14 protein-coding genes and 1 pseudogene are annotated in these 16,117 nt (G+C 59.1%); 10 read left to right on the forward strand and 5 right to left on the reverse strand.

Going from position 1 to position 16,117, the window contains the following annotated elements:
- Positions 1 to 68: 68 nt before the first annotated feature.
- The 3 genes from KHQ23_RS14690 to KHQ23_RS14700 are packed head-to-tail and all read right to left on the reverse strand — an operon-like array spanning position 69 to position 7,030.
- Positions 69 to 3,161, reverse strand: a complete 3,093-nt coding sequence (locus tag KHQ23_RS14690) for an efflux RND transporter permease subunit (protein ID WP_073553758.1) — start codon at positions 3,159 to 3,161, stop codon at positions 69 to 71.
- 13 nt (positions 3,162 to 3,174) lie between these two features.
- A complete protein-coding gene (locus tag KHQ23_RS14695; RefSeq protein ID WP_014907946.1) occupies positions 3,175 to 4,254 on the reverse strand; it encodes an efflux RND transporter periplasmic adaptor subunit in 1,080 nt (359 codons plus the stop codon).
- A gap of 52 nt (positions 4,255 to 4,306) precedes the next feature.
- Positions 4,307 to 7,030, reverse strand: a complete 2,724-nt coding sequence (locus KHQ23_RS14700) for a cation-transporting P-type ATPase (protein ID WP_211776809.1) — start codon at positions 7,028 to 7,030, stop codon at positions 4,307 to 4,309.
- 502 nt (positions 7,031 to 7,532) lie between these two features.
- On the opposite strand from KHQ23_RS14700, the gene KHQ23_RS14705 reads away from it, so the two are divergent.
- Positions 7,533 to 7,781, forward strand: a complete 249-nt coding sequence (locus KHQ23_RS14705; protein WP_002893037.1) for a DUF1158 domain-containing protein — start codon at positions 7,533 to 7,535, stop codon at positions 7,779 to 7,781.
- Between the two features lie 17 nt (positions 7,782 to 7,798).
- Here the strand turns inward: KHQ23_RS14705 and KHQ23_RS14710 are convergent, their stop codons facing one another.
- Together KHQ23_RS14710 and KHQ23_RS14715 are read right to left on the reverse strand one after the other, a co-directional pair.
- Positions 7,799 to 8,140 carry a RamA family antibiotic efflux transcriptional regulator gene (locus KHQ23_RS14710; protein WP_002893035.1) on the reverse strand — a complete coding sequence of 114 codons (342 nt, stop codon included), beginning with the start codon at positions 8,138 to 8,140 and terminating at the stop codon, positions 7,799 to 7,801.
- Positions 8,141 to 8,170: 30 nt separating this feature from the next.
- Entirely contained in the window at positions 8,171 to 9,286 is a 1,116-nt protein-coding gene (locus KHQ23_RS14715) for an MBL fold metallo-hydrolase (protein WP_020316605.1), read from the reverse strand.
- Positions 9,287 to 9,465: 179 nt separating this feature from the next.
- Between KHQ23_RS14715 and KHQ23_RS14720 the strand changes: the two genes are divergently transcribed.
- The 9 genes and pseudogenes from KHQ23_RS14720 (at position 9,466) to KHQ23_RS14760 (ending at position 16,080) form a co-directional block, all read left to right on the forward strand.
- Positions 9,466 to 10,047, forward strand: coding sequence for a TetR/AcrR family transcriptional regulator (locus KHQ23_RS14720; protein WP_004176968.1), 582 nt, complete (start codon positions 9,466 to 9,468; stop codon positions 10,045 to 10,047).
- Positions 10,047 to 10,415: an MmcQ/YjbR family DNA-binding protein gene (locus KHQ23_RS14725; RefSeq protein ID WP_032421096.1), complete on the forward strand. Its 369-nt coding sequence runs from the start codon at positions 10,047 to 10,049 to the stop codon at positions 10,413 to 10,415. The genes KHQ23_RS14720 and KHQ23_RS14725 overlap by 1 nt, the downstream gene beginning before the upstream one ends.
- A 119-nt stretch (positions 10,416 to 10,534) precedes the next feature.
- Positions 10,535 to 11,188: an oxygen-insensitive NAD(P)H nitroreductase gene (gene nfsB, locus KHQ23_RS14730; protein ID WP_004178896.1), complete on the forward strand. Its 654-nt coding sequence runs from the start codon at positions 10,535 to 10,537 to the stop codon at positions 11,186 to 11,188.
- A gap of 249 nt (positions 11,189 to 11,437) precedes the next feature.
- Positions 11,438 to 11,872 carry a PTS sugar transporter subunit IIA gene (locus KHQ23_RS14735; protein ID WP_002893017.1) on the forward strand — a complete coding sequence of 145 codons (435 nt, stop codon included), beginning with the start codon at positions 11,438 to 11,440 and terminating at the stop codon, positions 11,870 to 11,872.
- Positions 11,865 to 12,335: a PTS sugar transporter subunit IIB gene (locus tag KHQ23_RS14740; RefSeq protein WP_002893014.1), complete on the forward strand. Its 471-nt coding sequence runs from the start codon at positions 11,865 to 11,867 to the stop codon at positions 12,333 to 12,335. The genes KHQ23_RS14735 and KHQ23_RS14740 overlap by 8 nt, the downstream gene beginning before the upstream one ends.
- A 14-nt stretch (positions 12,336 to 12,349) precedes the next feature.
- A complete protein-coding gene (locus KHQ23_RS14745) occupies positions 12,350 to 13,093 on the forward strand; it encodes a PTS mannose/fructose/sorbose/N-acetylgalactosamine transporter subunit IIC (protein WP_004183295.1) in 744 nt (247 codons plus the stop codon).
- Between the two features lie 2 nt (positions 13,094 to 13,095).
- Positions 13,096 to 13,950, forward strand: a complete 855-nt coding sequence (locus KHQ23_RS14750) for a PTS system mannose/fructose/sorbose family transporter subunit IID (RefSeq protein ID WP_004176976.1) — start codon at positions 13,096 to 13,098, stop codon at positions 13,948 to 13,950.
- Between the two features lie 17 nt (positions 13,951 to 13,967).
- Positions 13,968 to 15,029, forward strand: coding sequence for an SIS domain-containing protein (locus KHQ23_RS14755; RefSeq protein ID WP_032434164.1), 1,062 nt, complete (start codon positions 13,968 to 13,970; stop codon positions 15,027 to 15,029).
- Between the two features lie 64 nt (positions 15,030 to 15,093).
- A pseudogene (locus tag KHQ23_RS14760) lies at positions 15,094 to 16,080 on the forward strand (SIS domain-containing protein).
- Positions 16,081 to 16,117 lie beyond the last annotated feature (37 nt).

The following is a 16,117-nucleotide window of genomic DNA, read 5'->3' on the forward strand; positions in this document are numbered from 1 at the left end:
GGGAGAGGGGACCGCCCGGTAGTCGTTGCAGCCTGGAGTATCCCCGTTACCGACCGGTAGCGCCGCGCTTACCCCCGCCGATGCGCCCACTCGCGCATACGTTGAAACAGTACATACAGCGACGGGATAAACAGGATGCCAACCATCGTCGCCACCAGCATCCCGCTGAATACCGTGGTGCCGATGATCCGCCGGCTCTGCGCCCCGGCGCCGGTGGCGAGCATCATCGGCATGATGCCGATAATAAACGACACCGCGGTCATCATTACCGCGCGGAAGCGGCGGGTAGCCCCCTCGCGCGCAGCGTCGACTATCGACAGCCCCTCCTCGCGCCGGCTGCGGGCGAACTCAACGATCAGAATCGCATTCTTCGCCGCCAGGGCGATCAGCAGCACCAGCCCTATCTGAACATACACATCGTTGGCATAGCCCGCGGTCCACAGCCAGAGCAGCGCTCCGCCGATGGCGAACAGCACCGAGAGCATGACGCTCGCCGGCAGCGTCCAGCTCTCATACTGCGCCACCAGGAACAGCCACGCCATCGCCACCGCCGCCAGCACGATCCACACCGCCTGATTACCGGTCTGCTGCTCCTGCCAGGAGATCCCGCTCCAGGCATAGTCATATCCCGGCGGTAGATGGGCCTGCAAAATCTGCTCCATGGCCGCCATCGCCGTGCGGCTGCTGACCCCCTCGGCCGCTGAACCGCTCACCGACACGGACGGGAACTGATTGTACTGCTGAATAAACGGCGCCCCCACCGTCGGCGTAATGGTGACCAGATTGCTCAGCCGCACCCGCTCGCCGTCGCGGCTGCGGACGTACAGCTCGCTAATCTGCTCAGCCCGCTCGCGCCACTGCATCTCATTTTGCATCACCACATGATAGACACGATTGTTACGGCTGAAATCGCCGGCGCGCGTGCCGCCGAACGCCGTCTGCAGGCTGCTGAAGATCTGCGCCACCGGCACATCCAGCAGCGCCGCCCGGTCGCGGTCAACCGTCAGGGTCAGCTGCGGCACGTTGCTGCTCCAGGTGGTAAACACCCGGCTCAGCTGCGAATGCTGGTTCGCCAGTTGGAGGATCTCCCGCGTCACCTGCTCCAGCTCCGCCGACGACTGACCGGCCTGCGCCAGGATGCGCAGATCAAACCCCGAGGCATTGCCCAGGCCCGGCAGGGTCGGCGGTGCGAAGGTCATGATCGTCGCCTCCGGTAGCGACAGCAGCTGGCGCTGAATATCCGCCATCACCGCATCCAGCGGCGGCCGCTGATGCCAGTCCTTGAGCATTACCGAGATAAACCCGCCGTTAGAGGCGCTGGTGCCGTTGAGAATGTTGAACCCGGACACCTGAATCACATCCTCCACCGCCGGGTTAGCCATCAGCAGCTTGCGCGCCTGGGCCATCACCGCTTCGGTACGCTCCAGCGACGCCGCCTCCGGCAGCTGCACGCTGGCAAACAGGTAACCCTGATCTTCCTGCGGCAGGAAGCCTTTCGGCATCGAGGTGAAGCTGAACGCCACCAGCGCGCCTGCCGCCACCGTCGCCGCCAGCGCCAGCCAGGGACGGCGGTTCATCCTGCCTACCAGCCGGCCATAGCCGTCGCGGGTGCCGTCGAGAAGACGGTTAAACGCCCGCCACACCGCCGCCGGCCGGGCAGGACGCGGGCGCAGCAGCAGCGCGCAGAGGGCCGGCGTCAGGGTTAGCGCCACCAGGCTCGACAGGGCCACCGCGGTGGAGAGCGTCACGGCAAACTGCCGGTACAGCTCGCCGACGATCCCCGGGAGCAGCGCCACCGGCACAAACACCGCCAGCAGCACCAGGGTCGTGGCGATTACCGGCCCGGCGATCTGCCGCAGCGCCTGGGTGGTGGCCTGCAGGCGATCCAGCCCTTCCGCCATTTTGGTTTCCACATTCTCCACCACCACAATGGCGTCATCCACCACCATCGTCAGGGCGAGAATGATCGCGAACAGGCTGAGGGTGTTGGCGCTGTAGCCCAGCAGATAGAGCACCGCAAAGGTGCCGATCAGTGACACCGGGATCGCCAGCACTACGATCAGCGTCGCCCGCCAGCTCTGCAAAAATAGCGACACCACCACGACCACCGCCAGCAGGGTCAGCGCCAGCGAGACGCCGATCTCTTTGATCGTCGCCGCCACAAAGCGGGTGGTATCGAACTTCACCTCCCAGGTGAGATCCGCCGGAAAGCGAGTGTGCAGGCGGTTAAGCTCCGCACGCACTGCGCTGGCGACCTGCAGGGCGTTGGCGGTGGGCGTCGGATAGATCCCCAGATAGGCCGACGCTTTACCGTTCAGCTGGGCGCCGGAGCTGTAGCTGCGGGCGCCCAGCTCAATGGTCGCTACGTCGGCGAGGCGCACCAGCTGCCCCTGCGCGCCGCGGCGGATAATAATCTCGCCAAAGCTGGCCGCCTCGTTCAGACGCCCCAGCCCGTTGATGGTCAGCGTCTGCTGCTGGCCGTTAAATACCGGCGGGGTGCCCACCTGCCCCGCCGCGCCCTGCACATTTTGCTCGCGCAGCGCCTGGGCGACATCATCCGTGGTGATGTTGAGCGCGTTCATGCGGTCCGGGCGCAGCCAGATACGCATGCTGTAATCCCGGGCGCCAAACATCTGCACCTCGCCGACGCCGGGCAGGCGGGCCAGCGCCTCGCGCACCTGGGTGCTGGCGTAGTTGCTGACAAACAGCGGCGTCAGTGTGCCCAGCGGCGAGTAGAGGCTTACCCCCATAAGCAGATTGCTGGCGCGCTTGCGCACCTGGACGCCATTCTGCTGCACCTCCGCCGGGAGCTGCGCCAGCGCCTGCGCCACCCGGTTTTGCACGTCGATCGCCGCCAGGTCGGCATCGGTGCCCGCCGCGAAGGTTATGCTCAGGCGGTACGTCCCCTCATCCGAGCTGGTGGACTCCATATACAGCATATGATCGACGCCGTTGAGCTGGGTCTCCAGCGGGGCGGCGATGGCTTCCGCCACGTCTGACGCGCTGGCGCCCGGCCAGCTGGCGCTGACGTTCACCACCGGGGGGGTGATCGCCGGGTACTGCTCCACCGGGATCAGCTTCAGCGACGCCGCGCCGACAAAGGTCAGCAGCAGCGCGATCACCATGGCAAATCGCGGACGACGGATAAAAAAGGTCAGCATCCCTTCTCCTTAGCTAGTTCAGCACCTGCACCGCGGCGCCTTCGCGCAACCGCTGCGCGCCGTCGGTGATCACCTGCTCGCCCGCCTGCAGCCCTTTCTCGACCGCAAACTGCTGCCCCTGCTGCCCCGCGAGGGTCAGACGACGCTGCCCGGCGGTGTGGTCCGGCTTCAGCACCCAGCTGAAAAAGCCCTGCGGATCCTGCTGCACGGCGGCGGCCGGGACCATCACTCGCGACGGCAGTTCCTGCGGACGGAACAGGATCGTCACGCTGCCGCCCGGCAGCAGACGGTGCTGCGGATTGGCGAACTCGGCCCGCACCGCTACGCTGCCGGTGCGGGCGTCGATCCGGTTATCGATAGAGGTCAACACCCCGTCGCGCCGTTTACCATCAACCTCAATCTGCGCCAGCCACGCCTGCTTCAGAGCGTGGATATCGGCGTGCTGGCCGGTTTTGCTGAAAAACGCGGCTTCGTCGAGGGCGAACGAGACCCGCACCGGATCCAACTGCACAATGTCCACCAGCACGCCGCTGGACGAATTGACCAGCGTCCCGACGTGAAAGGCGCTATGGCCCACGCGACCGGTCACCGGCGCCGCAATCTGAGTGTAGCTGAGCACAATCTGCTGGGCCTCGACGCGGGCTTTGGCCTGCTGTACGGCAGCGGCGGCGACGTCGCGCTGCATCCGGGCCGTATCGACGTCGTTGCGGCTGATGGAGTGATTGTTGATAAGCCGCTCGTAGCGAGTGAGCAACTGCTGCGACTGACGTAATGAGGCTTCGGCGCTTTTCAGCTCGGCCTGCGCCAGAGCCAGCGCCGCGCGGGGCTGCGCGTCGTCGAGGGTAAACAGCAGGTCGCCTTCGGTAACATACTGCCCGTCCTGGAAGTGGCGCTGAACAATCACCCCTTCGGTGCGCGCGCGAATGTCGACGGCGCGGATCGCCTCGACCCGCCCGGGGATAGCGCGTTCTTCAGCATGAGGAGCCAGTTCAACCGTGGCGACGCGGACCGGCACCGCCGGCGCGGCGGTCGCCGTCAGGGCACCGCCGACCAGACCGCAGGCCAGCAGAGCAAAGCGGAAGGTTTTAATCATAGAGGATCCTTGCGACAGTAACGCGCGCCTGCAGCGAGGCGCGCGAGATTGTTCAGGCCGTTTTGCGGAAGCGGCGCGTCAGACGCTTCTCGACTTCCACCACCAGGAACATGGCGACGCCGATGACCAGAGTGACAAACCAGTAGCGCAGCGGCAGCGCTTCCGTACCAAACATGCTCTGCATCAGCGGGACATAGATAATGACCAGCTGCATCAGCAGCAGGACGCCGGTCACCAGCCAGATGCCTTTGTTGCGCAGCAGACCCATGCTCAGGGAGAAGCTGTCGCTGCTGCGGCAGTTGATCATGTAGACCCACTGCGCCGTCACCAGCATCTGCAGCAGCACGATGCGGATAAACTCCGGACTGTGGCCGCGCGGCGCCAGCCAGGCCTCAAGGATAAAGGCGGCAATCGCGATCATCGACCCGACGAAAGCCACTCGCCACACGGCGAAACCATCCATCACATGCTGGCCGGTTTTACGCGGCGGACGGTTCATCACGTTGCGCTCTGCGGCCTCAAAGGCCAGGCCGAAGGAGAGCGTCGCCGACGTCGCCATGTTCATCCACAGGATCAGCACCGGGGTCAGCGGAATAATGTTCCCCGCCAGCAGGGCGATGATGATCAGCAACCCCTGCGCCAGGTTGGTCGGCATGATGAAGAGGATGGTCTTCTTCAGGTTGTCATAGACCCGACGGCCCTCTTTTACCGAGCTGGCGATGGTCGCGAAGTTATCATCGGTCAACACCATGTCGGCCGCCTCTTTGGTGACTTCGGTGCCTTTGATACCCATGGCGATACCCACGTCGGCCTGGCGCAGCGCCGGCGCGTCGTTAACGCCGTCGCCGGTCATGCCGACCACTTCGCCGTTATCCTGCAGGGCTTTAACCAGGCGCAGCTTATGCTCCGGGCTGGTACGGGCAAAGATGTCGTACTCCACCGCCGCCTTCGCCAGCGCCGCATCGTCCATGTGCTCCAGCTGGTAGCCGGTCATGGCCTGGCTGCTATTGGTGATCCCCAGCATCTGGCCGATGCTCATCGCCGTCTGCGGGTGGTCGCCGGTGATCATTTTCACGCGGATGCCGGCGGTCTGGCAGGCGTGGATGGCGTCAATGGCTTCCGGACGCGGGGGATCCATCATCCCGGCGATGCCGAGGAAAATCAGTCCCTCCTGCAGGTCCTCATGGTTGAGGGTGGTGGCATCAAGGCTGGCCGGCTTACAGGCCGCCGCCACCATCCGCAGTCCCTGACGGGCGAAGCGCGCCATCTCCTCTTCCCAGTACTGCGCCTCGAACGGCACCGCGCCGTGGCGGCTCATCTGCTCGCGGCACATGGCGAAGATAACGTCCGGCGCACCGGTGATCAGCACCCGGGCATTGCCATCGATGTGCTGCAGGGTCGACATATATTTGTACTGCGAGTCAAAGGGGATCTTGGCCACCAGACGGGCCTCCACCGCCGGGAGCTGCGCTTTCGCCGCCAGCACTTTAAGCGCCCCTTCGGTCGGCCCGCCGGTGATCCCCCACAGACCGCGCTCATCCTGGGTAAGCTGGCTGTCGTTACACAGGTCGATGGTGCGCAGCCAGGTCTCCAGCACGGTGCCGGGCTGAACCTGCACGGGCTCATCGCTCCCCTCGAGGAAGATCCGCCCCTGCGGCTCGTAGCTGTCGCCTTCCACCCGATAGCAGCAGTCGGCGGTGATGATCGCTTTGACGGTCATTTCGTTCATCGTCAGGGTGCCGGTTTTATCCGAGCAGACCACGGTCATGGCGCCGAGGGTTTCCACGGTCGGCAGCTTACGAATAATCGCCCGCTTGCGCGCCATCGTCTGCACGCCGAGCGACAGAATAATCGAGATGATCGCCGGCAGTCCTTCCGGTACCGCGGCTACCGCCAGGCTAATCAGCGACAGCAGCAGCTCGCCCATCGGGATATCCCGCAGCGCGAGGCTGAAGATAAACAGCGCCACCATCATGGCGAGAATAATGGCGAAAATCGCTTTGCCGAGCTTATCCATCTGCACCAGCAGCGGGGTACGGTGCTTCTCAATACCCGCCATCATCTGGTTGATATGGCCGAGTTCGGTCTGCGCGCCGGTGGCGGTCACCACGCCGACGCCGCCGCCGGCGCTGACGGTGGTCCCGGAAAAGACCATGTTCACCCGGTCGCCCAGCGGCAGATCGCCCTCCAGCGCGTCGGTGATTTTATCCACCACCGTCGACTCGCCGGTGAGGATCGCCTCTTCCACCCGCAGGTTGTGGGTTTCAATCAGGCGCATATCCGCCGGCACGCGGTCGCCGGCGCGCAGGATAACGATATCCCCCGGAACCAGGTCGCGCGTCGGGATAGTCTCATGCTTGCCGTTACGCTGGACGCGGGCATCGCTGGAGAGCATGTTGCGGATCCCCTGCAGCGATTTTTCGGCGTTGCTCTCCTGGATATGGCCGATCAGGGCGTTAATCACCGTCACGCCGAGGATCACAAGGGTATCGACCCAGTGCCCCATGATGGCGGTCAGCGCCGCGGCGGCCAGCAGCACGTAAATCAGTACGTCGTTAAAGTGGGCGAGAAAGCGCAGCCAGCCCGGTTTGCCTTTCTTTTCCGGCAGCGCGTTCGGCCCACAGGTATTCAGGCGCTCGGCGGCGTCTGCGGAACTTAACCCAGCGGCCTGGCTTTTGGTCTGCGCCAGCACTGCGTCAACGGTCTGCTGCCAGACCTGCCGTGGCGCGGTGTCGCCCGAGGGCGTCGTAAACTTTGGGTTATTCATCTTGGTCAATTTACATTTTCCTTATAAATTCCGTGAGTCGGAAAGCCTGAAATCATTCCTGGCCAATGAAGTAAAAGAGGGCAAAAATGCCGATAAAAATGTGAACCAATACAAGTCTAAATTTTTCGCAAAATAAAAATTTTGTGATAAGTTAATTCCACAAACCAACTATTACAGAATATTAATAAACCAATACTAAACGAGGTAAAATATGTTTGGAATCTACCGCGGGCGCCGACTGGCGCTGTACATCGCGTTAGCCATTATCATTGCTACGCTGGTGGGATATAGCACTTACAGTTTTGTAAAAGCGCTGGCATAATAATGACGTTAATTTACACCCGGCTGCAATTAACTTAATTACAAATTATTTCAGATTAATTAACATGAGAGCGAAAGGCAGGCGATAATATTTAAAATAGTCGTGTTATAGCGAGTAAAAAAACAAAGCATATTGCGTTAAGCATTATTTTACCGGACAATATGTTTTTTAACTGATGATTAACATGACATGAAACATCCACTGGAAACGCTGCTCTCCGCCGCCGGGATCTTACTGCTGGCCCTGCTCTCCTGTCTGCTGTTGCCCGCGCCTTCGCTGGGCCTGACGCTGGCGCAAAAGCTGGTTGAGACATTCCATATGATGGATCTCAACCAGCTCTATACGGTGCTGTTTTGTCTGTGGTTCTTAGCGCTGGGCGCCATTGAGTATCTGGTGCTGCGCTGGGTGTGGCGTCGCTGGTTTTCCCTCGAGCGGTAAACCAGGAGAGGCGCGCCTCAGTGGGCGCGACTGTGGTTCTCTTTGCGGTAGGCGCCCGGCGGCTGATTGAAGGTCCGGGTGAAGACGCGGGTAAAGGTCTGTTGCGAATCGAAGCCATACTTGAGGCAGATATCGTAGACCCGCTGATCGGTGTCGCGCAGATCGCGGGCGGCCAGCAGCAGCTTCCTTTCGCGAATATAGCGCCCCAGGCTCTCCCCTTTGTACTGTAAAAACAGCCGTTGCAGATGCCATTTCGAATACCCGGCATGGCGAGCGATATCATCAATACGCAGCGGTTGATGCAGGTTATCATCAATCCACTCGACGATAGTATCAATCACCTGAGCGGAAATCGTCATATGCTCTCTCCTCTGATACTGCACTGGCGCTTAGCGCCACCAGGCGTTAAATGATTGCGTCTTATCGGCGACCCACACCGGCTCGCCCTGCACAGGCGTCAGCAGACGCCAGGCCCTTCCTTCGCTGGCAGCCGCCAGCCGTTGATACGGTTCATCCCAGCTGTGTTTCGCCAAAACGAATCGTCCTGCATGCCCAGGCAGCACCGCGCGAGCGCGCAGATCGTCGGCAGCCTGAGCCGTTTCATCCGGCATCATGTGGATATATTTCCAGTCCTGGTCATACTGCCCGTTCTCCATGATCGCCAGATCGACCGGACCGAACTCATCGCCTATCGCTTTAAAGTGCGGCCCATACCCGCTGTCGCCGCTGTAATAAATCTTTTGCTGCGGGGTAACGAACAGAAAACTGGCCCACAGCGTCTGGTTACGCTTCAGCCCACGGCCGGAAAAGTGCCGCGCCGGCAGCACGTGGACGGTGAGCTCGTCGCTGGCCGGTACCGCCTGCTGCCAGTCCGCTTCGGTAATCAGCGCCCCGTCCATTCCCCAGTAGCGCAGATGCGATCCGACCCCCAGCGGCGTAATGACCCGCTTAATTTTCGGCAGTAAGGCGCGAATGGTGGCGTAATCCAGATGGTCGTAGTGATCGTGGGAGATGATCAGCAGATCGATCTCCGGCATCCCTTCCGCCCGCCACGGATAGTCGCCGGGGAAGGCTTTATTGATAAAAGAGAACGGCGCCGCGTAATCGCTGAACACCGGGTCGATCAGGATGCGTTTTCCCGCCAGCTGCAGGTACCAGGAGGAGTGGCCGAGCCAGACCATCACGTCCTGCCCGAGGGGCAGCGTCGCCAGATCGGTCTTCACCAGCGGCAGCGGTTGCGCGGGACGGGCGTTTTCCCGTTTGGTCATCAGGAAATCCCACCACGCCGCCAGCATATTTTTCTGCCCGGTGAACCCTGGCGTGGGCAATTGGTTATGGAACTGGCCATCCCGGTAGTGGGGAGACGCTTCCACCTGGCTAAGCTGTGCCCCCTGCGGCGCCTTACCAAAACCGGCATTAAGAACAAACGGCAATGTCGTTGCTGCTGCGAGTAACATGATGGCGACCACGCTGAAAGTGACACGGTTCATATCCTGACCAGACAAAAGCCCCCATCCCGGAGGCTTTATGATATAACTTGATTATGAGTGAGTACGCACTCATTATTAGGAAAGCGATGAAAGTCGTCAAGACGATTTTCAATTTTTGCGTTCCGCCGTTGCAGCGACCTGGTCAGACGTGCCAAGATCGGCGGTTTGTTTAAACCTGCGTGAGGAAAAAAGTAGTGGCTCGTCCAAAGAGTGAAGATAAAAAGCAAGCGTTACTGGAAGCTGCCACCGCGGCTTTCGCCCAGTCCGGCATAGCCGCCTCGACGTCGGCCATCGCCCGCAGCGCCGGTGTGGCCGAGGGAACGCTGTTTCGCTATTTCGCCACCAAGGATGAGTTGCTCAACGAGCTGTACCTCGCGATTAAGCTGCGCCTGGTGCGCACAATGATCGCCGGGCTGGATCCGGACGAGAAGCGCCCGAAAGAGAACGCGCGCAATATCTGGAACAGCTATATCGACTGGGGCGTGCGCAACCCGATGGAGCACAAAGCGATCCGCCGGATGGCGCTCAGCGAGCGCATCACCGACGAAACCCGCCGCCAGGTAAAAGAGAGCTTTCCGGAGCTCAACGAAATGTGCCAGCTGTCGGTGAAAGAGATATTCCTCAGCGAGGCGTACCGCGCCTTTGGCGACGCCCTGTTTCTGTCGCTGGCGGAAACCACCATCGAATTCGCCAGCCACGATCCGCAGCGCGCCCGGGAGATTATCGCCCTCGGCTTTGAAGCCATGTGGCACGCCCTGCATGAGGCGGACGCCTAATGACGCCGGAAACACTGCATCCCTGCGCTCACCGTATCGCCCTGAGCTACCCGTTTACCGAACACTGCTGGCCCTTTGGGCCAGAGTACGACGTGTTTAAGGTCGACGGCCGCATCTTTATGATCACCATGACTATTCGCGGGCGGGCGCTGGTTAATCTCAAGGCCGAGCCGCAGAAGTCGCTGCTGAATCAGCAAATTTATCGCAGTATCGAACCCGGCTACCATATGAACAAGAAACACTGGATCACGGTGGTGCCAGGAGAGGATATCAGCGAGGATCTGCTGGCCGAGCTGATTGACGATTCGTGGCATCAGGTGGTGAACAAGCTGAGTAAAAAGGCGCAGCAGCGCCTGCGTCCGCGCTGATTTTCAGCCAAATGCGATAAGTGTTATCGCATTTTTCACCCTTATCATTTTGCGATCTTCGCTGTACTCTTCCTCTCCTGAACGCACCGGTAAGGTGCTGTAAACTGTGAGGAAGAGTTATGGATATCGTATCGGTCGCTTTGAAGCGCTATTCCACCAAGGCCTTTGACGCCACGAAAAAGCTGACTGCCGGGGAAGCGGAACAGCTGAAAACGCTGCTGCAGTACAGCCCGTCTAGCACCAACTCCCAGCCGTGGCACTTTATTGTCGCCAGCACCGATGAAGGGAAAGCTCGCGTGGCGAAAGCCGCCAGCGGCACCTACGTGTTCAACGAACGTAAAATTCTCGACGCCTCGCACGTGGTGGTGTTCTGCGCGAAAACCGCGATGGACGACGCCTGGCTGCAGCGCGTGGTGGATCAGGAAGAGGCCGATGGCCGTTTCGCCACCCCGGACGCAAAAGCCGCTAACCACAAGGGTCGCACCTTCTTTGCCGATATGCACCGCAAAGAGCTGAAAGATGACGATCAGTGGATGGCGAAACAGGTGTATCTCAACGTCGGCAATTTCCTGCTGGGCGTAGCGGCGATGGGTCTCGACGCCGTGCCGATTGAAGGGGTCGATTTTGCGATCCTCGATGAGGAATTTGACCTGAAAGCCCAGGGCTACACCAGCCTGGTGGTAGTCCCGGTCGGCCACCATAGCGTAGAAGATTTCAACGCTACCCTGCCGAAGTCGCGTCTGCCGCAGTCGACGACCATTACCGAGATTTAATTCCCTTCTGCCGGGAACGCCCGGGCCATGGCGCAGCAGCGTCTCGCCCGGGACTTTTTTCATCCACTCTTTCCCCCCTCTTTTTCTGCCGTTTGTGCCAAGTTTCTGGCGCTCATAAGCCCGCTTGTGCCAGGAATAACGACTTTAGTGTGAACCAGACGATTTAATTAATTGATAAATAATATTTTTTATTTCTGGCACGCCCTTTGCTCTTAACAGATACCGCTATCTGGATGAAGGAGAAACCGGGTGAAACATATCTATGTGGCCAGCCACGGCCATTTTGCTCGCGGACTGGTGAACAGTTTGTCGCTGCTGATTGGCGACGAACACGGCGTTATCCCGGTCTGCGCCTATGACGAAGATATCGTGACCACCGAACAGCTGGAGCAAACCCTGGAGCATCTCATCGTCCAGGCGAATGGTGATGAAGTGGTGATCTTCACCGACCTGCTTGGCGGCAGTATCAACAATAGCGCCGTGAGCGTCTTGATGCGACATCGCAACGTTTTCGTGGTCGCCGGCATCAATCTGACTCTGCTGCTGGAGTTTCTGCTGTGCGAAGAAGCCACTACCGAGGCCGCGATTATCTACGCCACCAGCGCGGCGCGTGAATCCATTGTTTTCATCAATCCTCTAATAACACAACCATCCTCTGACCCACAGGGAGAATCTCATGATTAAACTCGTGCGCATTGATTATCGGCTGCTGCACGGCCAGGTGGTTTTTGCCTGGACCCGAGCGCTGGATATCGACCATATCATCGTCGCCAACGCCAAAGCCGCGGCGGATGCCTTCATTACGATGTCGCTTAACCTGGCAAAGCCAGCGGGCGTCACGCTGGACATCGCCACCGTTGAACAGGCGGCGGAAAAGCTTAACAGCGGCAAGTTGGATCATAAAAAAGTCATGGTGGTCCTGGGCAATACTGCGGAAACCCTCGCGCTAGTGGAAAAAGTCCCAGGAATTAGCGCAATTAATTACGGCGGTCTGCCACAGAAGGAAGGGGCAAGACAATTCGGCAAGGCCATCTATCTGACCGAAGAGGAAATCGCCCATAGCAGAGTGCTAAAAGAAAAAGGTATTCGGCTGGAGATGCGTCAGGTACCCGCCCACTCGGCTGAACTCCTTAACGACCAACTTTAACTTCGGAGGTCACTATGTTGCTCACCGCAACGTTACTCGGACTGATCGCTGCCCTGGGGATACTTGATGGCCGCCTGCTTGGGGTATCAATGATCGATCGACCGCTGGTGATGTGCGCCCTCACCGGTCTGGTCTGCGGTAATTTACATGAGGGGATTCTGATTGGCGCTACGCTGGAGCTTATTTTCCTCGGCAACGTCGCCATCGGCGCCGCGCACCCGCCAGATATCGTGACCGGCTCCGTATTGGCCACCGCGTTTTCGATCATGTCCGGTCGTGGTCCAGAGGCTGCGCTCACCATCGCCATCCCTGTCTCAATGCTGGCGCAGACGCTGGGAATCCTGGTGCGCGTGGTGAACGCCCGCTTTGGTCATCTGGCGGACCGCTATGCGGCACAGGGTAATACCCGAATGGTCGGCCTGATGCACCTCGCCGGTCCGACGCTACTCTATTTTTTAAACGGATTTCTACCGGTATTTTTTGCCATTCTGCTTGGTTCTTCGGCGGTAAGCTGGTTCCTGGAGGCCATTCCACCGGTGATAACCAATGGATTGATCGTCGCCAGTAAGATCCTGCCAGCGCTCGGCTTCGCCCTGCTGATCAGCATGATGCTCAGCAGCAAACTGATGCCGTACCTCGGTCTGGGATTTCTGATAGCGGCATATACCAAACTGGATATCATCGCCATCGCGCTGTTCGCTGTGGTGTTGGCATTTATCATCAGCCAGTTCCTTAATCTTAAGCAGCAGGAGAGCTAATCATGAGCGAAATGACGCAAACTGTGACTGGCGCTACCCAGCCGCAAAGCGATGATGCAAGCCGCATCACCGCCCGCGATTTACGCAGCGTGTTCTGGCGCTCCTTTACGCTACAGGGCTCCTGGAACTACGAGCGCCAGCAGCATATGGGCTATGCCTTCGCAATGTCGCCAGCCCTGAAGCGCATCTATCAGGACCCAACGGAGCTGGGGCGCGCCCTGCAGCGTCATCTGGTGCTGTTTAACACCACGCCCCATCTCTCGACCTTTATCTTCGGCCTGTCGATTGCCATGGAAGAAGAGAACCAGCGTAACCCCGAATTTAATGAGGAGTCGATAAACGCGATTAAAACCAGCCTGATGGGGCCGCTGGCGGGCATCGGCGACTCCATATTCTGGGGATCATTAAAGGTTATCGCCGCCGGGATGGGTATCTATTTCGCCCAGCAGGGCAGCCTGCTGGGACCGATACTGGCGCTGTTAGTTTATAACCTGCCGCATCTTTTGTGCCGCTGGTATGGCCTGAAGCTCGGCTACCGGGCGGGTACGACCTGGCTGATGAGAATTTACCAAAGCGGCCTTATGGACCGGGTGACCTATATCGCATCAATTGTTGGCCTCATGGTCGTCGGCGCGATGACCGCCAGCATGATAGATATCACCACCCCGCTCAGCTTTACCGCCGGGCAGACCACCATGAAGGCGCAGGAGTTTATTGACAAAATACTTCCTTCGCTGCTGCCGCTGCTTTTCACCCTTGGGATGTACAAGTTGATCCGCAAGGGAGTCAATATTAACTGGATCCTGCTAGGAACCGTCGCGTTTGGCATGGCGGCCAGCGCGCTAGGCCTGCTTTAAGAAGAGGAATATCACCTATGCACGTAGAAGACTATATGAATGAAACACCCGCCTGTCTGCTCGCTATGCTGACGCAGACGCGGGAAGATCTCTGGCAGGCGGCAAAAGCGCTAACGGAGCGCGGCGTCACGCGTATTATCCTGACCGGCTCCGGTACCTCTTATCACGGCGCGCTGACCGCCCGCTCGTTTATGCAGCAGTGGTGCGGGCTACCCGTTGATGTCTACTGGCCTTTTCTGCTGGATGATTCGGCGCTGACCCTCAGCGACAAAGCGCTGGTCATCGGCATTTCTCAGGGAGGCGGCAGCCTCTCTACCCTCGCCGCAATGGAACGCGCCCGGGCAGCCGGGCATCTTACCGCTTCCATGGCCGGGGAAGCGCCAGCCGTTATCGACCGGGCGGCAGATTTGGTCTTAACAGTACCCTGTGGAGAAGAGCGGGCTGGCGCCAAAACCAAAGGGTATCACTGCACCATACTTAATCTGATGCTGCTAACGCTTGCTGTCGCCAGTCGCCAGCGGCGCCTGAGCGATGAGGAGCGCAAGGCGCTACTCGTCCGCATGGATATCACGTTTAATCATTTGCCGACGCTCATTGAGGCCTCGCAGGCGTGGGCTCTCAATCATGCCCGACCGCTTATCGACAGCGCGGACATTCGCCTGACCGGTCCGGCAAGGCTGTTTGGCACCGTTCAGGAAGGTGCGCTAAAGATGCTTGAAACGCTACGCTGTCCGGTTGCCGGTTACGAATTTGAGGAGTTCATCCACGGGATCTATAACGCCTTCGACGAGCGCTCTACCCTGATCATGCTCGATCCGTTTCCCGATGAGCGTCAGGATCGCCTGGCGGAAATACTTGGCGGCTGGACTCAGCATATTTATCGCATTGGTCCACAAGTCGAAAATAACGGCAAAAATATGCCCTTCGCATTTATTAACGATCCCGACTTTGCGGTCTTTGAATATATTATTCCGTTACAAATGGTTTGTGCCCGACTGCCGCCAGTGAAGGGCATCGATCCCGCAATACCGAAGGATCCGCATTTCCACCAGAAAATGAAAAGTAAACAACTCAATTAATTGACGCATAGTAAAAGTTATCCGCGTTTCAGCGGAGGACCCGTTACATCCCAAGGAGACCAATATGTCTATAGCTCATCAAAACGCACATACTATTATTCGCGATATTTTATCTAAGCAGCACATTGAGCGCGTATGGTTTGTTGGCTGCGGTGGTTCATTAACCGGTTTCTGGCCGGGGAAATATTTTCTCGATTGTGAAGCTAAAAAGCTGGCCGTCGGCTATGTTACCAGTAATGAATTTGTCCATGCGACGCCGAACGCGTTAGGTAAAAACAGCGTAGTGATCCTCGCCTCGCAGCAGGGCAACACCGCTGAAACGGTGGAAGCCGCCCGCATCGCGCGTCAGAAAGGCGCCGCCACTATTGGACTGGTATATACCCCCGGCACGCCGCTGTGCGAACACAGCGATTACACTATTGAATACTGCTGGGCGCGCTATCCCGAAACCGTCGATCCGACGCAGCAAAAAGCGGCATACAGCCTGTGGCTGGCGCTGGAAGTGCTTGCGCAAACTGAGGGATACGCCCATTAAGATGAGATGGTCAGCGCCTTTGCCAGTTTTGAATCCGTGGTACGCGGCGCTCAGCAGCAGGTTCAGGCGGATGCGCGCCATTTTGCCGAAGCCTGGAAGACCGAAAAGGTCATCTACATGATGGGCAGCGGCCCCTCATTCGGCGCCGCGCATCAGGAATCCATCTGTATTCTGTTGGAGATGCAGTGGATTAACTCCGCCAGCATCCACAGCGGCGAGTATTTCCACGGCCCCTTTGAGATTACCGAAACGGGAACGCCGTTTATTTTATTAAAAAGCAGCGGCCGCACCCGCCCGCTGGATGATCGCGCGATCCGCTTTATCGAACGTTACCAGGGAAAACTGCAGATTATTGACGTGGAAAAGGTGGGAATCGACGCACTGCACGCCAGCGTGCGCGAATATTTCTGCGGCCTGCTGCACAACTGCGTACTGGATGTTTACAACCTGGCGCTGGCCACCGCTCGCAACCACCCGCTGACCACCCGCCGCTATATGTGGAAAGTCGAATATTGATTCGCTAACCGCCTGCCAGCCCCGGCGTAATTCTCCG

Source organism: Klebsiella sp. 64 (assembly GCF_018223915.1).
GTDB lineage: Bacteria > Pseudomonadota > Gammaproteobacteria > Enterobacterales > Enterobacteriaceae > Klebsiella > Klebsiella pneumoniae.

Coding starts and splice junctions, on each gene's coding strand:
- nfsB (WP_004178896.1), top strand. CDS start 10,535: ATGGATATCGTATCGGTCGCTTTGAAGCGCTATTCCACCAAGGCCTTT.
- KHQ23_RS14755 (WP_032434164.1), top strand. CDS start 13,968: ATGCACGTAGAAGACTATATGAATGAAACACCCGCCTGTCTGCTCGCT.
- KHQ23_RS14705 (WP_002893037.1), top strand. CDS start 7,533: ATGAAACATCCACTGGAAACGCTGCTCTCCGCCGCCGGGATCTTACTG.
- KHQ23_RS14750 (WP_004176976.1), top strand. CDS start 13,096: ATGAGCGAAATGACGCAAACTGTGACTGGCGCTACCCAGCCGCAAAGC.
- KHQ23_RS14710 (WP_002893035.1), bottom strand. CDS start 8,140: ATGACGATTTCCGCTCAGGTGATTGATACTATCGTCGAGTGGATTGAT.
- KHQ23_RS14695 (WP_014907946.1), bottom strand. CDS start 4,254: ATGATTAAAACCTTCCGCTTTGCTCTGCTGGCCTGCGGTCTGGTCGGC.
- KHQ23_RS14725 (WP_032421096.1), top strand. CDS start 10,047: ATGACGCCGGAAACACTGCATCCCTGCGCTCACCGTATCGCCCTGAGC.
- KHQ23_RS14745 (WP_004183295.1), top strand. CDS start 12,350: ATGTTGCTCACCGCAACGTTACTCGGACTGATCGCTGCCCTGGGGATA.
- KHQ23_RS14690 (WP_073553758.1), bottom strand. CDS start 3,161: ATGCTGACCTTTTTTATCCGTCGTCCGCGATTTGCCATGGTGATCGCG.
- KHQ23_RS14740 (WP_002893014.1), top strand. CDS start 11,865: ATGATTAAACTCGTGCGCATTGATTATCGGCTGCTGCACGGCCAGGTG.